The sequence below is a fragment of the Streptococcus mitis genome (genome assembly GCF_901542415.1).
GTDB classification, from domain to species: Bacteria; Bacillota; Bacilli; order Lactobacillales; family Streptococcaceae; genus Streptococcus; species Streptococcus mitis_BL.
Map to the genome: position 1 here is coordinate 1,626,299 of NZ_CABEHV010000004.1, position 18,596 is coordinate 1,644,894.

Genomic DNA, 18,596 nt, shown 5'->3' on the forward strand with positions numbered 1-18,596 from the left:
AGACAGGATTGAAGTTTAAAGAAAGGCCAAGATACGGAGATAATCTCCAATCAGTGCGACTTCGGCTACAAAGAAGAGGAGGATAATGACTCCGTTCACAAGGACAGACAAGAATAACTGATAGAAGGAGTCGGTTTCACTTGATTGACTAGGTCTCGTAATGATATGGAGGCTAGCAAGCAGAATGATTCCAATGCTAATCACACACAAGAGGGCTGTAAATCGTAGGCTGTCAAAGAAGGCAAAGAAACTAGCAATAGCAGTGAGGAAGATTGGAATTGCCAAGAGTTGACTATACTGTTGGAGAACCTTTTCTAGTGTCCAGTCTTTTTCCTGGTGGATAAATCGTCTCACGACGAAACTACCCAAGAGGAATGAAAAGAAGAAGAGTGTTGTTGCTACTAGGATAGAGATAATCGAAAAGAGATTTAATGATGCAAATTGTTCAGGGAAGTGATTATGCATAGTTGCTATATGTCCATAGTAAGCATGTTTGATGTGGTAGATACTAAAGAAAAAGGAAGACGCAGAAAATAGAATGAGCAAGAGAAAGGCTGTGTAACTGTGTGTGCTACTTGTTTCAAGATTGCTCGTAGGAGATTTGATTGCTTCCACTAGCCAAGACCAAAAATCAAGTACTTGCTCTTTCCATTTATCCGTAGATTTTGGTGCTTGGTCGGGGATATAGGGACTTTCTAAGGATTGACTGATAAGAAGGGGCTCTTTCGTGGTTGGTTTTTGCTGAGGAAGTGCTTCTTGACTCTCTTCAGCTATAGTGACTTTTTCTGTTTCTTTAGAAAGGTCTGGCTCTTTTTCAGTAGAATTGGATGCTTTCTTTTCTTCTGTTTCTGTTTTCGCTTTACTGTCTTCAGGCGTTTCAATTTTCTCTTCTTGCTGGCTTTCCAGTTCGATTTCAGCTTGAGAGACTTCCTCCTCTACTTGAGTATTTTTTTCAATTGGCGTATCGACATCGGCTATCGTTTCTTCAGCCTGGTCTACAACATCTTTGGGTTGTTCATCAGGCTTGTTCTTGCTTGTTGTTTTTACAAAATCATTACTTTCAAACCATTCTTGTTTCATGAGGAACCTCCTTTTTAGTTAGATAAATATGCTTCCATAGTAGCAAATGTAAGCGCTTTTGTCAACGTCTGTTTGGTATGGATATTAGCTCAATATCATTATCAGCTCTAGCAATGAGTTGATCCTTGGCTTCGGTTTTTTCAGTTTTGTAAGGGTTGCTTAATTCCGTACCTCTTGATTTAGGCTCTTCTCTTGTGAATTGGAAGATAGAACCATAGTTACTTGAGATGTCCCAGTTAATTCGTTGGCTTTCTTTCTGGTCTAGGATGATTCTGAGATACTTTTTGGCAGTCAGTTCAACCTTACCATGGACTTGGATATTTTCAGCGTGGAAGTGCTTCTCTGTTGACTCTAGTTGACTATCTGTAAGGTCTGTATCAAAGATATTAACGATATTAGGGGTTGTGAGTTTACTGTTTTTGATACGACTTCCTTCAATTCGGAGGATATAGCTGTTTGTATTGAGGGTCGCATTTTCAAGGCTAGCATTTATGATGGTGGTTTGTCTGCGATTGGCTGAGATGTTGATTCCTTTTAGGCTTCTTCCTTTTGGCAATTGGAGAATAACTTCATCAAAACGACTAGAGTAGCTGCTTGCGATATGGAGAATCCCGCCGATTCCAGAAGAGAGAAATGGAGTTTCAGACAGTTTCTTATCAGTGAGGCTCAGCGTTTTATCGTTCTGATTCGTGATAAGATCATGGTGAGCAGAAAGAGATGGATGGTAAGAAATGTGGATTTGATCATCCAAAGAGTCTGTGATGGTGAGCGCGTGTTGGTGGAGAGTGATCTCTAGGTTTTCGACTTCCTTACCAAAGGTCAGCTCTTCCATCCGACTATCATAGACAGGTTCCTTGGACATGGCAAGTAGGCTCTTGATCCCGTCAGATTGGATGCCTACAAAGAGCAGGATAAAGCCGATAACAGTAGTCACCACACCAAAAATGAGAAATCCTCTTGTCCATTTACGCATGCTGGTCACCTCTCTTTCCTTTTTTAAGAACAAATTGCACCAGGCGAACAATGAGTAGGCCGAAGAAACGGGCTACATAGGAAATACCTAGTAAGACTAGTGAAGAAGCACCGATAGCCAGTAAACCAGAACCAAAAATCAAGATAAAGGCTGATTTAGCTTGGGCTAAGACAGTGAAACTTTCAACTAAAAATAGGAATCCGCCGATGATACCAAGTATGGAAACCGCAAAGAAAGCCAAGATGACAGTCAAGGCTGCCACAAGGATTGCGAACAGGGACACGAGGATGGCGATTCCCAGAGGAATACCGATGGGGGCTGCAAGGAGAGCTAACAAGGCGATATGCAAAATTTGTCGGTTATTCTTTTGAGCGGGTGCTTCATTGATTTTTTTATCGAGAAGATTGGAGAGAACTTCGTGGGCCGCTTCTTTGGGAGTTCCCAAGCTAGCGATGAGTTCTTCTTCTCCCTCGACTCCAGCATCGTCAAAGAGTTCCCTGAAATAGTCCATGGCTTCAATTTGGTCAGCCTGAGGCAGTTTTTTGAGATAGAGTTCTAGCTGAGTCAGGTATTCAGTTCTTGTCATGGCGGATACTCCCTTCTATGATGCCATTAATGGTGTCTGTATAGAGTGCCCATTCATCTTTCAGGGTCACGAGCTGTTCTATACCACCATTTGTCAAGGAGTAGTATTTGCGCATGCGACCTTGGAACTCTCTAGAATAGGTTGTCAGAAAGCTATTGCCTTCCAATTTTTTGAGAATGGGATAGAGCGTAGATTCTTTGATGTTAGCGATAAGCTTAATGGTCTGGCTAATCTCATAACCATAAGAATCATCCTGCTCCAGTACGGCCAAGATGAGAAATTCAATCAAGGCAGAGGATGTTGGAAAGTACATGGGGAACCTCCTTTTCTAATGTGTAAGATTTTTATATATAATTTTTCTACACATACATTGTACATCTAAAAGAAAGCCCTGTCAAGAAATATGTGTAAAAATTTTATATATAAAAAACTTCTAGGAAAAACTAGAAGTTTAGAGGATTTTATCAGCTCTGTCCACTGTAAAGAGGGCCACAGTCATGATGATATCGACGAGTAAGAGAGCAGCTACAGCTGGCACCCAAGAGTGGAAAAGGTCAAAACTGTAACCAAAGAGGGTTGGCCCGAAGGCTGCTAAGATATAGCCTCCTGTTTGAGATAGGCCGGACAATTGAGCTGTCTTTTCAGGGGCGCTTGTCTTGAGTGAAAAGTTGACCATGAGATAAGGGAAGAGGGCGCTGGTTGCGGTTCCGATGAGGAGATGGATGGCAAGCCAGTAAAAGAAATTACTAACAGGGAAAAAGAGCATGGAAATACCGATCACACCAGCTAGTGAAACCAGAGTGAGCATGAGCTGACGGTTGCGAGTAGACAAGCTGGTTGTCAGGCTTGGGATGGTCATTGAAAAAGGAATGCTAATCAGAGAGAAGATAGAGGTCAGCAAGCCTGCTTCGTGACTGGATAGGCCTGCATGGATAGCCATGGTAGGTAGCCAGGTCATAGCGGTGTAAAAGAGCAAGGATTGAAAACCTGCAAAGACAATCACTGCCCAGACCTGTTTATTATGCATGACCTTTGTTTTGCTTTTTTGTTTGGTTTGCGGAGCCAGTCTGTGATTATAGCGGTGATTAGGCAGCCAGACCAAAAAAGTTGCTAGACAGAGCAGGGTGAGGAGGATGATAAGGCCTTTCCAAGAACTGGCTTGTGTAATAGGCACAGCCAGATAGGAAGCCAGAGCCGTTGCAATCCCCATAGAAGTCACATATAAGGTTGTCAGAAAACCAATCTTCTTTGGTTGATTAGCTTGGATTAGACTAGGAAGCAGCACATTGATGACTGCGATACTTGCCCCAACCATCAAGGTTCCTAGATAGAGCAGAGGCAGATTGATTAGTCGAATCAGAGAACCGATAGTCAAGAAGAAGAGGCTATAGGTGAAGAGATGCTCCAAGCCAATTTTCTGAGCTAGTCGGGTAGAAAAGAGCGAGAAGAGGGTAAACATGAGGAGAGGAAGGCTGGTCAAGACACCAAGTGAACTAACTTCGACTCCCAGTCCTTGCGAAATATCTCCCAAAATAATGGGTAAAACAGTAAAAGGAGTCCGCAAGGAAACACCAATCAGGATAATACCTGGAACAAAAAAGAGTGATTGCTTTTTCATATAATACCTCTTCTATCTGATTTTAATAACAGCTTATTTTAAGGCTTTTTCCCTATAATGTCAAGTAAGGTTTTGGGCTTTCAAGATAAAAATGGGAAAGTCTTGAAAATTATGATAAAATAGTGGAAGGAAATCTATACATTGGAGAAAAACTGTGTCTGAAAAGCAAAAAATCAGCGTATTGATGTCGGTCTATATTAAGGAAAATCCGACATTTTTAAAGGATGCTATTGAGAGTGTTCAAAATCAGACCCTGAAACCGAGCGAATTGGTTCTGGTTGAGGATGGGCCTTTGACTCCTGAGCTCTATCAGGTATTAGACCAGCTTGAAACTGAGTCTGATATTCCAGTGAAACGCTATCCTCTTGAGCAGAATCAAGGTTTGGGTCTGGCTCTTCGACAGGGTGTTTTGCAGTGTCAGTATGATATCATCGCTCGTATGGATACGGATGATATAGCTGTTCCAGACCGTTTTGAGAAACAGGTTCAGCTAATGGAGAAGGACAAGCTCGACCTATTAGGTGGACATATTGCAGAGTTTATTGACAATCCTGATGAGATCGTTTCTTACCGTCGTGTTCCAACCCAGCATGCAGATATTGTAGCTTACCAAAGGATGAGAAGTGCCTTTAACCACATGACTGTCATGTTCAAGAAGGACATGGTTCTCAAGGCAGGCAACTATGAGGATGGCCTTTATATGGAGGATGACCTCCTCTGGCTCAATATGATTGCTGCAGGAGCCAAGACTGGAAATCTCGATCAAATCTTGTGTAAGGTTCGTGTTGGAGCAGGGATGTTTGAGCGTCGTGGGGGACTGCGTTACCTTAAACTCTATCGCCAGGCTCGTCAGCGCATGCTGAAGAGAGGGCAAATTTCTTACATGGAGTATGCCAAGAGTGTTGCCATTCAGATGATTGTTGCCCTTTGTCCCGGATTTGTCCGACAGTTTATTTTTATGAAACTGTTACGAAAAAGCAAGTAAAAGATTGTAGCAAATCATAAACTAGAGAAAAAGTGTTATAATAATAATATAAATATTTGGCTCTTTTAAGGAGGAGTAAATTTCTATGAATAAAAAACTCACAGATTATGTGATTGATCTGGTGGAAATTTTAAATAAACAACAAAAACAGGTTTTCTGGGGAATATTTGATATTTTGAGTATGGTGGTTTCCATCATTGTATCTTATATTTTATTCTACGGATTGATTAATCCAGCACCTGTTGACTACATTATCTATACGAGTTTGGCCTTCCTGTTCTATCAATTAATGATTGGATTTTGGGGATTGAACGCTAGTATCAGTCGTTACAGCAAGATTACGGATTTCATGAAAATCTTTTTTGGTGTGACTGCTAGCAGTATCTTGTCATATAGTATCTGCTATGCCTTCTTGCCCCTCTTCTCCATCCGTTTTATCGTACTCTTTATCTTGTTGAGTACTTTCTTGATTTTATTGCCACGGATTACTTGGCAGTTAATCTACTCTAAACGCAAAAAGGGAAGTGGTGATGGAGAACACCGTCGGACCTTCTTGATTGGTGCCGGTGATGGTGGAGCTCTCTTTATGGATAGTTACCAACATCCAACTAGTGAATTAGAACTTGTTGGTATTTTGGATAAGGATGCGAAGAAAAAGGGACAAAAACTTGGTGGGATTCCTGTTTTGGGTTCATATGATGAATTGCCTGAATTAGCCAAACGCCATCAAATTGAGCGTGTTATCGTTGCGATTCCGTCGCTTGACCCGTCAGAATATGAACGTATCTTGCAGATGTGTAATAAGCTGGGTGTCAAATGTTACAAGATGCCTAAGGTTGAAACCGTTGTTCAGGGACTTCACCAAGCAGGTACTGGCTTCCAAAAAATTGATATTACGGACCTTTTGGGACGTCAGGAAATTCGTCTTGATGAATCGCGTCTGGGCGCAGAACTGACAGGTAAGACAATCTTGGTTACAGGTGCTGGTGGTTCAATCGGTTCTGAAATCTGTCGACAAGTTAGCCGTTTCAATCCTGAACGCATCGTCTTGCTCGGTCATGGGGAAAACTCAATCTACCTTGTTTATCATGAACTGATTCGTAAGTTCCAAGGGATTGATTATGTACCAGTTATTGCCGATATTCAAGACTATGACCGTCTCTTGCAAGTCTTTGAGCAGTACAAGCCAGCTATTGTTTATCATGCGGCTGCCCATAAGCACGTTCCTATGATGGAGCGCAATCCAAAAGAAGCCTTTAAAAACAATATCCGTGGAACTTACAACGTTGCTAAGGCTGTTGATGAAGCCAAAGTACCTAAGATGGTTATGATTTCGACAGATAAGGCGGTTAATCCACCAAATGTTATGGGAGCAACCAAGCGCGTGGCTGAGTTGATTGTCACTGGCTTTAACCAACGTAGCCAATCGACCTACTGTGCAGTTCGTTTTGGAAATGTTCTTGGTAGCCGTGGTAGTGTCATTCCAGTCTTTGAACGTCAGATTGCTGAAGGCGGTCCTGTAACGGTGACAGATTTCCGCATGACCCGTTACTTTATGACTATTCCAGAAGCTAGCCGTTTGGTTATTCACGCTGGTGCTTATGCCAAGGATGGGGAAGTCTTTATCCTTGATATGGGTAAACCAGTCAAGATTTATGACTTGGCCAAGAAAATGGTCCTTCTAAGTGGCCACACCGAAAGCGAAATTCCAATCGTTGAAGTTGGAATCCGCCCAGGCGAAAAACTTTACGAAGAACTCTTGGTATCAACCGAACTTGTTGATAACCAAGTTATGGATAAGATTTTCGTTGGTAAGGTTAATGTCATGCCTCTAGAAGCCATCAATCAAAAGATTGAAGAGTTCCGCACTCTTAGTGGAGATGAGTTGAAGCAAGCCATTATCGCCTTTGCCAATCAAACAACCCACGTTGAATAAAAAAGAAAAACGCATATTATCAGGTCTTGAAAAACCTTGGTAATATGCGTTTTGTTATGTGTAAACTTGCTTCATTTTATTCTGATACTCAATAAAAATCAAAGAGCAAACTAGGAGGCTAGCCGAAGGTTACTCAAAGCACAGCGTTGAGGTTACAGAGAAAACTAACGTGGTTCGAAGAGTATGAAATTGAGTATTTGCCCAGTCTCCGTTATATTATTGAAAATACTCCAAAACTTCTATGGGTTTGTGAGCGATAAAATCAGGATGATAGTTTAGCAAGTCTGCTTGCTCTCCAAATCCCCAAGTGACGGCCAATTTCTGAATGCCTGTTTCTTGAGCTCCCATCATATCAAACTTGGTATCTCCGATGATGATGGCTTGTTCCGGTGCTAGTTGATGTGCCTGCAAGGCTTGGCGAATGACATCTGCCTTATGGGGTGCTTTAGGGCTGGAACCATAAATGCTATCAAAGAAATGATAGATTTCCAAGTTTTTAGTCATGTCTTGAGCGGTTGGAGTATTCTTTGTAGTGGTGATATAAAGAGGGTAATTGCTCGATAACTTCTCAAGCAAGTCTACAATCTGAGGAAAGAGTTGAGCTTCATGGATGCCTTTCTCCTTATAGTAAGAACGGTATATCTGGACAGCCTCAGAAATTTGGTCTTTGGGAAGGCAGGTCGCAAAACTACTTTCGAGGGGCGGTCCCATAAAACCACGAATAGTTTTGGCATCAGGGCTAGGTACCCCCAACTCCTTAAAGGTATGGGTAAAGGCATTGTGAATCCCGATAGAACTGTCAACGAGGGTTCCATCCAGATCGAAAAAGATAGCTGTGATAGAGGTCATGGTTTCTCCTATTTGATAAGCTTATTCTCCGAAAATTTCTTTTTGGAGACGACGACCAGTTGGTGTGGCAGCGAGTCCACCTTCAGCTGTTTCACGAAAGGCAGTTGGCATGCTTGCTCCTACTTGGTACATGGCATCGATAACTTCATCCACAGGAATTTTAGATTCGATACCTGCCAAGGCCATGTCTGCTGCGATGAAGGCAAAGCTAGCTCCCATAGCATTGCGCTTGACGCAGGGAACTTCGACCAAGCCCGCAACAGGGTCACAGATGAGGCCTAGCATATTTTTAATGACAAAGGCAATAGCTTGACTGGCTTGGTAGGGTGTCCCACCTGCAGCCAGAGTCAAGGCTGCAGCACTCATAGCAGAGGCCGAACCAACCTCGGCCTGACAGCCACCTTCAGCACCTGAGATAGAGGCATTGTTTGCGATGACTAGTCCAAAGGCACCGGCAGCAAAGAGGAAATCCAGCTGTTGCTCGTGGCTGAGGTCTAATTTTTCAATAGCAGCAGTGAGAACGGAAGGCAGACAGCCAGCACTTCCTGCGGTCGGAGTGGCACAAACCAAGCCCATTTTAGCATTGTGTTCATTGACTGCAATGGCATTTCGGGCAGCAGAGAGAATCGTGTAATCTGACAGAGTTTTTCCGTTTTTAATGTAGTGATCCAATTTGGCAGCATCTCCACCTGTCAGGCCACTACGAGATTTATTTTCATTGAGGCCAAGTTGGACAGAGGCTTTCATGACTTCTAGATTGCGTTCCATGAGAAGGAAGACTTCTTCACGTTCGCGACCGGTCAATTCAAACTCTGTTGTAATCATGAGTTCTGCGACATTTCCTTGAAAGTCCAGATCTGCTTGCTCGACCAATTCTTTGATAGAATAAAACATGCTTCCTCCTATTTAAAGAAATTGACATTGTGGAGATGAGGGATTTTTCGAATTTCTTCGATGGCCTCATCACAGTTGCGACTGTCAACTTCGATAATCATAATGGCTTTTTCACCAGCTTTTTCACGAGTGACATTCATCTGGGCGATATTGATATCATAGCGAGAAAGTGCCTCCGTTACGAGGGCAATCATACCTGGAATATCTTGATGAACAATGATGATAGTCGGTGTATTCATATTGAGAGAGACGGCAAAGCCATTGAGTTCGGTGACCTGAATATTTCCTCCACCGATAGAAATACCAGTCACACTGATAGTTTTATGGGCATTTTTAACGGTAATTTTAGTGGTGTTTGGATGAGGAGCATTGCTGTCTTTCTGAATGGTCCAGACAATCTTGATGCCACGCTTGTGGGCAATTTCCAGGCTGTTTGGGATTTCAGGATCATCTGTATCCATGCCCAAAATACCTGCAACAAGGGCTAGGTCTGTTCCGTGACCACGATAGGTCTTGGCAAATGAGTTAAATAGTTGGAATTCGACTTCTGTCGGAGTATCATCAAAAATGGAAGAGACAATCTTCCCAATACGAACAGCACCAGCTGTATGGCTACTAGATGGGCCAATCATAACTGGTCCGATGATATCAAAGACAGATTGAAAACGAAGTGATTTCATCAGTTTCCCCTTATAAAAATTCTTATCTCTATTATATCAAAGAATGAAGGTCTTGGCTTTAATTGTGGATGAAAACCTTTTTACACTACAAATAGCATAAAAAAGCATCTTTTGTAACAAAAAATAGCTTGTTTAAGGAAATAAAAAATAATTTTGTAATATTTCTACATAAAAGTGTCAAGAAACGGTAATATTTAAAGGGTATGATAGAACTATAGAAAGAAGGAGAATTTTCAAATATGAAATCAACAACTAAAAAGATTAAAACAACTCTTGCAGGAGTAGCTGCCTTGTTTGCAGTATTTGCTCCATCATTTGTATCTGCTCAAGAATCATCAACTTACACTGTTAAAGAAGGTGATACACTTTCAGAAATCGCTGAAACTCACAACACTACTGTTGAGAGATTGGCAGAAAACAACCACATTGACAACATCCATCTGATTTATGTTGGTCAAGAGTTGGTTATCGATGGCCCTGTAGCACCAGCTACAACACCAGCGCAAACTACTTATGCAGCACCAGCAGCTCAAGATGAAACTGTTTCAGCTCCAGTAGCAGAAACTACAGAAGTAGCAGAAGAAGCAGCTCCAGTGGCAAGCGCACCTGCAGCAGAAGAAACGGTTGCTTCAACAGAAGCTTCAGCACCAGCTACAACTGTAAGCGGATCTGAAGCAGAAGCTAAAGAATGGATCGCTCAAAAAGAATCAGGTGGTAGCTACACAGCTACAAACGGACAATACATCGGACGTTACCAATTGACAGATTCATACTTGAACGGTGACTACTCAGCTGAAAACCAAGAACGTGTAGCAGATGCCTACGTTGCAGGACGTTACGGTTCATGGTCAGCCGCTAAAAACTTCTGGCTTAACAACGGCTGGTATTAAGAAATAACGAACAGAATAATTTGAAAAAGTCGAGGAAATCCCTCGACTTTTTTATATTTCTTTCGGTTGATAATAGATCTCCACTTCTTTTTTGAGAAAGGCTAGAATGGAAGTTTCATCGGTCAGCTCTAGAAGGGAGAACCCTTTTTGGATAAGTTTAGCATCATCCCTACAAATCCCAATACGGACATAGCAGATAGCAAGCATATCGTAGCTTTTCTTGTTCTTGGCATCCTCTAGTAAAGTATAGCAGATTTGTTGACACATGTTTTTGTCTTGATGGTATAAGTAAATGGTGGAAAGGTTGAGTAGGATTGCCATTCGCAAGTCATATAAATGTTGATAGTTTTTATAGACTTCTAAGCGTTGCAAGATTTTTCCAGTGATGAGATGGAGGTGTTCAATTGGAAAGCTGAAAAGAATGGTATTGAGGATTTTTAGGTCACTTTCATACCATGTATCTTGTTTTTCAATTTTTTCCCACAGCTTTTGGATAGTCTGTTTCACTTGGTCTGACAGTTGCTCTGTACCATGTTGGCGGATATGAATGACAATTTCCAGCATATCCCTGATTTCTTCTATAGGCAGGTCGTGATGGGTCTTGAGATAGTTTTGGCATGTTTCAAAAAAATGAACTAGACCACTGCCACCAATGATGGAATTCATATTGAGATAAGTTTGCATGATTTCTGTCCGTTGGCTCGGCTGATAGAGATGGCAGATGTAGTCAAACTCTTCAAAACTCATATTAATCTGTCGGAGAAGAAATTCCATGTTTTCATATTTGGGAGTTACCTTGCCACTTTCAATCTTTGATAGGCTAGTTCTTGAGAGAACATTTCCACAGACCTCTTCTTGGGTCAATCCTTTTGACTCACGTATTTCTTTATAGACCTTTCCAAAATCATAACGCATGATTTTCTCCTTTTAGTGAAAAAAGTTAACAAAGAATAAAATCCTATTAAAAATATTGTATCATAGTAATATAAAAAGTAAAGATGCAGAAGGATCTAATCTTAGATTGGGTAGATAGACAGGGTTCGCAACATATGTTAAAGTTCAAACCAGCGGTTATGGAGTCCTGATGAGTATTAAGAGCTAGAATATAGATTTGTATATTTGGGGGTGAGAATGTTCGCTCATCCCATTTGTTTTATAGGAGAGAAGTATGGATTACAAGGTCAATATTTTTTTAAAAGGGATGAAAAATAAGCAATTCTTTTTAGCAATATTAATTATTTTAACTTCTATGATATTTTCTGTAAGTGCATTTATTGAAGAGGGGATGGAGTATTTTTTTAATCACGATTATATTGTGGCATTTTTACAAGGTTATAATGGTGATAGGTCGTTGTTAATAGTTTTGGCACCTCTTATTGCAACAATTCCTTTTGCGTCACAGCATATCGAAAATAGAAAAAGTGGAACAATGAAATATATTGTATCAAGGATGGGATATAAACAGTATTTTAATTCTATTTTTATAATCAATGGATTCATATCATTTACAACATTTATTTTTGGAATGTTATTATTCTTGATAATGTCAATTTTATTTTTTAATAGAAGTATAAATATGGATGCTTATTATGCAATAACAAAAGTTTCTATTTATGAATCAGCAGTGAGGACATCTCCGTTATTTTATGTAATAATAATCATTTTACATTGTTCCTTTGTTGGCGTTGCATATAGTAGTGTTGGATTGGCGATGTCATATTTTATTAAGAGCAAATTTGTTGCATGGTTATCCCCATTTATTTTAACGACAATAGGATCATTGTTTGCGATGTTTTTAGGTCTTACTAAAATTGAACCAATGTCAATTTTTGATGTTTCAAGAGTAAAAGGAATAAGCGTAATATTTGTTTTTGTATACTTAATCCTTATAGTAGTAATATCATATTGGATATCGTATAAAAAATTTAAAAGGGATATAGAAACTGATGAAGAAATTTAAAGAATTAAAAAATAAAGAAGATTTTTATATAGGTTTTATATATTTATTAGTTGCTTTTGCTATATTAGCAAATTTTAGTCAGCTGATAGTATTGAAATATAAATTTGGGAATTTTCATTTTGGTGAGCTGATTCTTATCATGTTTAATGATTCCTATACTGGATATTTCACATTTCCGTTTTTATTAGCTTTCATAATGATGCTACAAAGCCCAGTTGAACAAAATATATTTTTTGTACTAAGTAGGTATTCAAGTAGAAATGATTTTTATAGAAATAAGCATTTTAAAATTTTGAAAAGTGTGATTTATTATGTGGTTAGTATTTGTATATTTTCCACTATAGTAGGAATAGGAGATTCTAACTTTGGCATTGGCATTTCAACAGCCACAAAAAAATTTTCAGAAACGTATTTATTTGGAAATTTTGAAACGAATATAGTAATTTATGAGATAGGAAAGATAATAATTTTACAAGGATTATTGCTATATTTCTTTTCCCTGCTCCATGCACTTTTAACACAGTTTAGAATATCACAATCGTTAGTATTTGTTATCTATACGGGCATTTTGATTATAATGGCGGGTTCAACATTGGGCTTTTTAGGAGAACATCTGAGAGCATTTTCATTGTTTTCCATTTCTGGTTCAGTGTATGGTTACGGCATAAATTTCATTGGTAGATGTGGGATATTGGTATTTGTTGATGCAATGTTGCTTCTATTAAATTTTAAAATATTTGAAAATAAAGATGTTACATTACCTAAAGGAAGTAAGCAGTATCAAAATGAGTAAGGAGTTGAAACGTATGGATTGTATAAAAGTAGATCATCTTTCAAAAATATTTGGGAAAAAGTGTGTTATAGATGATGTTAGTTATGTTTTTGAATCAGGTAAAATATATGGAATTGTAGGAACCAATGGATGCGGTAAAAGTGTATTATTTAAAATGCTTTCAGGATTAATGAAACCTACTATTGGTAAGATTACAGTTGGGAGTGTAATTGTTGGGGGAAATGGTTCTATGCCACTTGATGTAGGGTTACTTATTGAACATCCGGGATTTTTGCCTAGTCTAACTGCATTAGAGAATTTAGAGCAATTAGCTGCAATCAAAAATAAAATTACTAAGAAAGAGATTGAGGAAGTATTGAATAAGGTAGGTTTATATCAGGATAAAGATGTAAAAGTAAAAAATTATTCATTAGGCATGTTACAAAGATTAGGGATTGCCCAAGCATTGATGGAAAATCCTAAGATTTTACTCCTAGATGAACCATTTAATAGTATGGACTATGAAGGTGTAGAAGAACTTAGAAAAATAATTAAGAGTTATGCTCGAAAGAATCATATTACTATGTTGGTCACATCTCACAATAAAGAGGATATTGAAGTATTATCTGATATTGTTCTTGAATTGAAAAACGGTAAATTAGTTAAGACATCTAACTTTTAGTAATGGTAGCTGGCTAACTTTATTATAGGTCTTTCAATATACTTTCCAAAATCATAACGCATGATTGACTCCTTTTCGTGAAAAAAGTTAACAAATAATAAAATCCTATTAAAAATATTGTATCATAGTAATATGAAAAGTAGAAAATAAAACTAAAATTAAAATAAGCTTGTGGAAAAGCTTGGTGTAATTTTAAAATGGGCTTAACAGTACTATGATGTAGCTAGAAAAGGGGTGGAAAAATGTTTAAAAATAAGGAACTTTCTCGAGTAGTCATGATATTTGTGATAGGAATTATCCTAGTTTTAATGACACCCATCTTATTTAAAGTTGTTATGGAACTATTTTCAAAATAGATAGGCCTCTGCTTTAGGTAGAGTAGTGAATCAGGAGGTTAAGTGATGAACTACAATTTAAAATATCTCTTATCAGGAATATTTATCATAGTCTTTATAGGCTTCCTAGTCTGGGTGCGTTATGTTAATCAGAGGAAGGAAGAAGAGCATTCGGATGTGTCTTTTGAAGCGAGGTTAGATAGTGAGGTCAAGGCCTTATATAAACAACTAGGATTGGGTGAGGAGCCTCATTATTTCTTAGCTTATCGCTACCTACATCCTTGGTTTAACTTGGCGATTTTACCACCAACAGTTGAAATTTTCTTAACTAAAATAGCGCTGGTGATGGTAACTCCAGATGAACTGCTGATAAGAAATCTTGGAAATGGGATGACTTTCACAAGTGAGCACCGTCACGATTTGCGGCAAGGACTTATCCGCATTCCAAAATCAGAGATGAAAGAATTTGAGATTCGCAACTGGAAAAGAGCCTTTGTATTTGGAGACTTTTTGACGATTAAAACAAGCCAACATAGCTATTATTTACAGGTTAGAGATGATGGACTTCAAAAAGGAAGCCTTTCTACCAAACACTTCTCAGACTTAAAGAGACAAGATTTTTTAGGATTATTGACAGATAAAAGGACATTCTAATAGACAATGACTCAAAAAACGAATCTCTGAACGTTCAAACATTCAAAAACCACACAGTGTTCCTTTCAACTTGATTGTGTTCAAGATTGGAATGACAGTGTGGTTTTATTTAGAAGTTAGATTTTGTTAGCCTTTTATATACTTTGTTCGATAAAAGACAATTAAATTAGTGATAGCCGATTGCTTACTGCTGACCGAATGATGTAACTCCGCCACCTAAACTAGCGAGATCATCACTGTTTATTGTGGGAACTTCAGCATTGTTACTATTGGTATTAGTTTCTGCTTGAGCTTCTGAAGTATTAGCTGCTTGATTTTGTGTACTTGCCACATCATTTCCGCTGCTGCCAGCACTATCAGATGAAGGTTGTTCGCTTGTAGGCGCCTGTGAACTGTATCTGCTCCCATTTGACTCAGTATAGGTTGGAGTGTAGCTCCCTCCTTCTGAAGAATAGGTTTCTCTTTCCCTCTCGCTACTAGTCGTTCCTGTTTCTTTTTTGTCAGTCTTTTGTCCTTCTTTTTTGGTCAAGACTTCAACTTGCTTTTGGAATTTAGAAATTAGTTCTTGGATGGGTTTTATTTTTTCATCAATAGTGGCTTGTTCGCTTGTGGAGTTGACACTTTTAATGATTTCTAGTATTTTTTGTAAGGAAGTGATGGCTGTTTCAAGTTTTTGTTTATCTTCAAACTGACTATCGGATTCCTTTATATCCATTTTTAAAGCTTTTTCGCTATAATGATTGGTGATTTTATCGGACGTAGTAGTAAGAAAGTCTGCTAATGTTTGCTTGCCTTCGTCAGTGTTTGGCTTCAATTCTTGAATTTTTTTCCAATCCTCTATAATTGTTTCAGAATCGATATTAAAATCTTTGATGGCTTTTTTTACTTGTTCGACATCTTTTTCATTTTTTTGCCGTTTGAAGAAAGCAATATTGCCTCTTTCTGTTAAGATGTTTTCTTGATGAATGACTAAACCTATTAAAAGTCCAAGACTTGCGACAATGATAATAGTAAAAATGGTGTTTTTTGATTTTAGAATATCTTTGTAGTTTTTCACAATCGTTCTACGTACATGGATGGTAGTATCTTTAAGGGATCATGTACGTATTCCTCCTCATTACAGTATATCATTTTTAGTTTATTTTATAAATAATATAATAAGCAGTAGAGGGATTAAGCTATAAATTACCTTCTTTTTAAACAATTATATATGTATTTACAGAGAGGCTTGTAGATTATCATCCTCTTTCTTGTCTTCTCTAACCAAGCATGTTATAATGAATACTGCTCAAGCGACCTTCAATCGTTAAGCACACACGACCTTCAATCGTGAACTAGTCATTTCGTTTATCTTTTATTACGTCGTTAACTCGTCTTGCCTAACTCAAGTTATGCCTGCGACTCGTTGCCTAGTCCTAAAAGCAAACGAAAAGACTATACTCGAAGAAATTCTATTGAAAGTCATAGTAAATAGAATTTTGAGGGGTATAAATAAACGAATAGATGGGAGACTTACCATGAGTGATAACTCTAAAACACGTGTTGTTGTGGGGATGAGTGGTGGTGTTGATTCGTCGGTGACGGCTCTCTTGCTCAAGGAGCAGGGCTACGATGTGATCGGTATCTTCATGAAGAACTGGGATGACACAGATGAAAACGGCGTCTGTACGGCGACCGAAGATTACAAGGATGTGGCTGCGGTGGCAGATCAGATCGGCATTCCTTACTACTCTGTCAATTTTGAAAAAGAGTATTGGGACCGCGTTTTTGAGTATTTCCTAGCGGAATACCGTGCAGGGCGCACGCCAAATCCAGATGTTATGTGCAACAAGGAAATCAAGTTCAAGGCCTTTTTGGACTATGCCATGACCTTGGGGGCAGACTATGTAGCGACTGGGCACTATGCCCGAGTGGCGCGTGATGAGGACGGGACAGTTCACATGCTTCGCGGCGTGGACAATGGCAAGGACCAGACCTATTTCCTCAGTCAACTTTCGCAAGAACAACTGCAAAAAACCATGTTCCCCTTGGGACATTTGGAAAAGCCTGAAGTTCGCAGACTCGCAGAAGAAGCAGGCCTTGCGACTGCTAAGAAGAAAGACTCGACAGGGATTTGCTTTATCGGAGAAAAGAACTTTAAAAACTTCCTCAGCAACTACCTGCCAGCTCAGCCTGGGCGCATGATGACTGTGGATGGTCGCGATATGGGCGAGCATGCCGGCCTTATGTACTATACGATTGGTCAGCGTGGCGGACTCGGTATCGGTGGGCAACACGGCGGAGACAATGCTCCTTGGTTCGTTGTTGGAAAAGACCTAAGCAAGAACATCCTCTATGTCGGCCAAGGTTTCTATCATGATTCGCTCATGTCAACCAGTCTAGAAGCCAGTCAAGTTCATTTTACTCGTGAGATGCCAGAGGAATTTACGCTAGAATGTACGGCTAAATTCCGCTACCGTCAGCCTGATTCTAAGGTGACAGTACATGTCAAAGGAGATAAGGCAGAGGTCATCTTTGCGGAACCGCAACGCGCCATCACACCAGGACAGGCAGTTGTCTTTTACGATGGCGATGAGTGTCTCGGTGGCGGTTTGATTGACAATGCCTACCGCGATGGACAAGTTTGTCAGTACATTTAAGATTTTCTAAGAGGAAAGAGAATGTTTCAGTTTTTTAAGAAAAAAACGGCTAAAAAAGAGCAAACAATGAATCTCTCTGACTATAAGAAAGAGTATTTGAGAGAGAAAATGACAGAGTCAATTGAAGCCTTGTTCAAGGAATTGAAACAAGCTAAAGTCTGGGTCCCCTTCAATCCGAATCTTCTGGATGAGAGTGATGAACAAGAAGGGGTACGACTAAAACCGGATATTCTGCGAAAGGGAGACGACTACTTCTATCCTTGTTTCTTAACTGAACAAGATATTCCTAGGGACTATTATGACCGTTTTTCCTGGTTGCAATTACCTCTTACGGACTGTTTATCTGTTGCGGAAGAGATAGGGGAGTTTCCGGTGAGAGGGATTGTTCTGGATGCCTTCTCTGACCCAGTCGAGATTGACAAAGGAGCTTTTGAAGCGATTCACCAATTATAGTACATTTAGATTGACAAATTTTCTCAATTTGCTACAATAATAAAAGCAATAGAAATGATGGTCAAAGCTCATGGATGTTGCAGGCTTTTTTGTCCTGCACTTCTTTGGAGTTTTGACTGTTTTTGTGTCGTTTAAGGGAAAGGACAAAAATGACTCAACAAGACTTTCGGACAACAGTGGGAGACACGGTCTTTGGTGTTCGGGCGGCAGCCTTGATTCTCCAAAATGGCAAGCTCCTAGTTACTAAAGACAAGGGCAAGTATTACACTATCGGCGGTGCGATTCAAGTCAATGAAAGCACGGAAGACGCGGTAGTCCGTGAAGTGAAGGAAGAACTAGGTGTCCGAGCTCAAGCTGGGCAGCTAGCTTTCGTGGTTGAAAATCGTTTTGAACAAGACGGTGTTTCCTATCACAACATTGAGTTTCATTACCTGGTGGATTTGCTTGAAGAAGCTCCATTGACCATGCAGGAAGACGAAAAAATGCAGCCTTGTGAGTGGATTGACTTGGATAAACTTGAGGAGTTCCAGCTAGTTCCAGCCTTTTTGAAAACAGCTCTACCAGATTGGGACGGCCAACTAAGACACATTCATCTTGAGGAATAGGAGAG

General features: G+C 39.6%; 20 protein-coding genes. 10 read left to right on the top strand and 10 right to left on the bottom strand.

The window, feature by feature from the left end; all coding sequences use genetic code 11:
- Positions 1–15 precede the first annotated feature (15 nt).
- The 5 genes from FQT24_RS08415 to FQT24_RS08435 all read right to left on the bottom strand — a co-directional run bounded on the left by FQT24_RS08415 (position 16) and on the right by FQT24_RS08435 (position 4,257).
- A complete protein-coding gene (locus tag FQT24_RS08415; protein ID WP_143952721.1) occupies positions 16–1,080 on the bottom strand; it encodes a DUF6574 domain-containing protein in 1,065 nt (354 codons plus the stop codon).
- A gap of 61 nt (positions 1,081–1,141) precedes the next feature.
- Positions 1,142–2,053, bottom strand: coding sequence for a DUF4097 domain-containing protein (locus FQT24_RS08420; RefSeq protein WP_143952722.1), 912 nt, complete (start codon positions 2,051–2,053; stop codon positions 1,142–1,144).
- Positions 2,046–2,639, bottom strand: a complete 594-nt coding sequence (locus FQT24_RS08425; RefSeq protein WP_000198700.1) for a DUF1700 domain-containing protein — start codon at positions 2,637–2,639, stop codon at positions 2,046–2,048. Before FQT24_RS08425 ends, FQT24_RS08420 begins: the two co-directional genes overlap by 8 nt.
- On the bottom strand, positions 2,626–2,952 hold the full coding sequence (locus tag FQT24_RS08430) for a PadR family transcriptional regulator (RefSeq protein WP_000273858.1): 327 nt from the start codon (positions 2,950–2,952) through the stop codon (positions 2,626–2,628). Before FQT24_RS08430 ends, FQT24_RS08425 begins: the two co-directional genes overlap by 14 nt.
- A 138-nt stretch (positions 2,953–3,090) precedes the next feature.
- Entirely contained in the window at positions 3,091–4,257 is a 1,167-nt protein-coding gene (locus FQT24_RS08435) for a CynX/NimT family MFS transporter (protein ID WP_143952723.1), read from the bottom strand.
- Between the two features lie 154 nt (positions 4,258–4,411).
- Between FQT24_RS08435 and FQT24_RS08440 the strand changes: the two genes are divergently transcribed.
- Both FQT24_RS08440 and FQT24_RS08445 read left to right on the top strand, forming a co-directional pair.
- Positions 4,412–5,242 (top strand): glycosyltransferase, encoded by an 831-nt coding sequence (locus FQT24_RS08440; RefSeq protein ID WP_143952724.1) that lies wholly within the window; start codon positions 4,412–4,414, stop codon positions 5,240–5,242.
- A gap of 85 nt (positions 5,243–5,327) precedes the next feature.
- Complete coding sequence (locus FQT24_RS08445; RefSeq protein ID WP_143952725.1) at positions 5,328–7,178, top strand: polysaccharide biosynthesis protein; 1,851 nt, start codon at positions 5,328–5,330, stop codon at positions 7,176–7,178.
- A 216-nt stretch (positions 7,179–7,394) separates the two neighbouring features.
- Here the strand turns inward: FQT24_RS08445 and FQT24_RS08450 are convergent, their stop codons facing one another.
- Genes FQT24_RS08450 through sdaAB form a run of 3 tightly spaced genes read right to left on the bottom strand, consistent with a single transcriptional unit; the run spans position 7,395 to position 9,601 of the window.
- Positions 7,395–8,027 carry an HAD-IA family hydrolase gene (locus tag FQT24_RS08450; RefSeq protein WP_000200878.1) on the bottom strand — a complete coding sequence of 211 codons (633 nt, stop codon included), beginning with the start codon at positions 8,025–8,027 and terminating at the stop codon, positions 7,395–7,397.
- Positions 8,028–8,048: 21 nt separating this feature from the next.
- Positions 8,049–8,921, bottom strand: coding sequence for an L-serine ammonia-lyase, iron-sulfur-dependent, subunit alpha (gene sdaAA / locus FQT24_RS08455; protein ID WP_000500041.1), 873 nt, complete (start codon positions 8,919–8,921; stop codon positions 8,049–8,051).
- Positions 8,922–8,929: 8 nt separating this feature from the next.
- The gene (gene sdaAB / locus FQT24_RS08460) at positions 8,930–9,601 is read right to left on the bottom strand and encodes an L-serine ammonia-lyase, iron-sulfur-dependent subunit beta (protein ID WP_000838909.1); all 672 of its coding nucleotides are present in this window, start codon (positions 9,599–9,601) and stop codon (positions 8,930–8,932) included.
- 239 nt (positions 9,602–9,840) lie between these two features.
- On the opposite strand from sdaAB, the gene apf reads away from it, so the two are divergent.
- Positions 9,841–10,491 carry an aggregation-promoting factor gene (gene apf / locus FQT24_RS08465; protein WP_143952726.1) on the top strand — a complete coding sequence of 217 codons (651 nt, stop codon included), beginning with the start codon at positions 9,841–9,843 and terminating at the stop codon, positions 10,489–10,491.
- 51 nt (positions 10,492–10,542) lie between these two features.
- Here the strand turns inward: apf and FQT24_RS08470 are convergent, their stop codons facing one another.
- Complete coding sequence (locus FQT24_RS08470) at positions 10,543–11,406, bottom strand: helix-turn-helix domain-containing protein (protein ID WP_143952727.1); 864 nt, start codon at positions 11,404–11,406, stop codon at positions 10,543–10,545.
- 253 nt (positions 11,407–11,659) lie between these two features.
- Between FQT24_RS08470 and FQT24_RS08475 the strand changes: the two genes are divergently transcribed.
- From FQT24_RS08475 to FQT24_RS08490, 4 genes are all read left to right on the top strand, one after another.
- Positions 11,660–12,451: a hypothetical protein gene (locus FQT24_RS08475; RefSeq protein ID WP_143952728.1), complete on the top strand. Its 792-nt coding sequence runs from the start codon at positions 11,660–11,662 to the stop codon at positions 12,449–12,451.
- On the top strand, positions 12,438–13,244 hold the full coding sequence (locus tag FQT24_RS08480; protein ID WP_143952729.1) for a hypothetical protein: 807 nt from the start codon (positions 12,438–12,440) through the stop codon (positions 13,242–13,244). Before FQT24_RS08475 ends, FQT24_RS08480 begins: the two co-directional genes overlap by 14 nt.
- Before the next feature lie 13 nt (positions 13,245–13,257).
- Positions 13,258–13,905, top strand: a complete 648-nt coding sequence (locus FQT24_RS08485; protein WP_143952730.1) for an ATP-binding cassette domain-containing protein — start codon at positions 13,258–13,260, stop codon at positions 13,903–13,905.
- A gap of 401 nt (positions 13,906–14,306) precedes the next feature.
- Complete coding sequence (locus FQT24_RS08490; RefSeq protein ID WP_143952731.1) at positions 14,307–14,894, top strand: hypothetical protein; 588 nt, start codon at positions 14,307–14,309, stop codon at positions 14,892–14,894.
- A gap of 184 nt (positions 14,895–15,078) precedes the next feature.
- Here the strand turns inward: FQT24_RS08490 and FQT24_RS08495 are convergent, their stop codons facing one another.
- Positions 15,079–15,951 (bottom strand): hypothetical protein, encoded by an 873-nt coding sequence (locus tag FQT24_RS08495; RefSeq protein ID WP_143952732.1) that lies wholly within the window; start codon positions 15,949–15,951, stop codon positions 15,079–15,081.
- A 460-nt stretch (positions 15,952–16,411) separates the two neighbouring features.
- Between FQT24_RS08495 and mnmA the strand changes: the two genes are divergently transcribed.
- The 3 genes from mnmA (at position 16,412) to FQT24_RS08510 (ending at position 18,591) form a co-directional block, all read left to right on the top strand.
- A complete protein-coding gene (mnmA, locus tag FQT24_RS08500) occupies positions 16,412–17,533 on the top strand; it encodes a tRNA 2-thiouridine(34) synthase MnmA (RefSeq protein WP_020899981.1) in 1,122 nt (373 codons plus the stop codon).
- A gap of 21 nt (positions 17,534–17,554) precedes the next feature.
- The gene (locus FQT24_RS08505) at positions 17,555–17,986 is read left to right on the top strand and encodes an SseB family protein (protein WP_143952733.1); all 432 of its coding nucleotides are present in this window, start codon (positions 17,555–17,557) and stop codon (positions 17,984–17,986) included.
- 149 nt (positions 17,987–18,135) lie between these two features.
- Positions 18,136–18,591, top strand: coding sequence for an NUDIX hydrolase (locus FQT24_RS08510; protein WP_185952563.1), 456 nt, complete (start codon positions 18,136–18,138; stop codon positions 18,589–18,591).
- Positions 18,592–18,596: the final 5 nt, after the last annotated feature.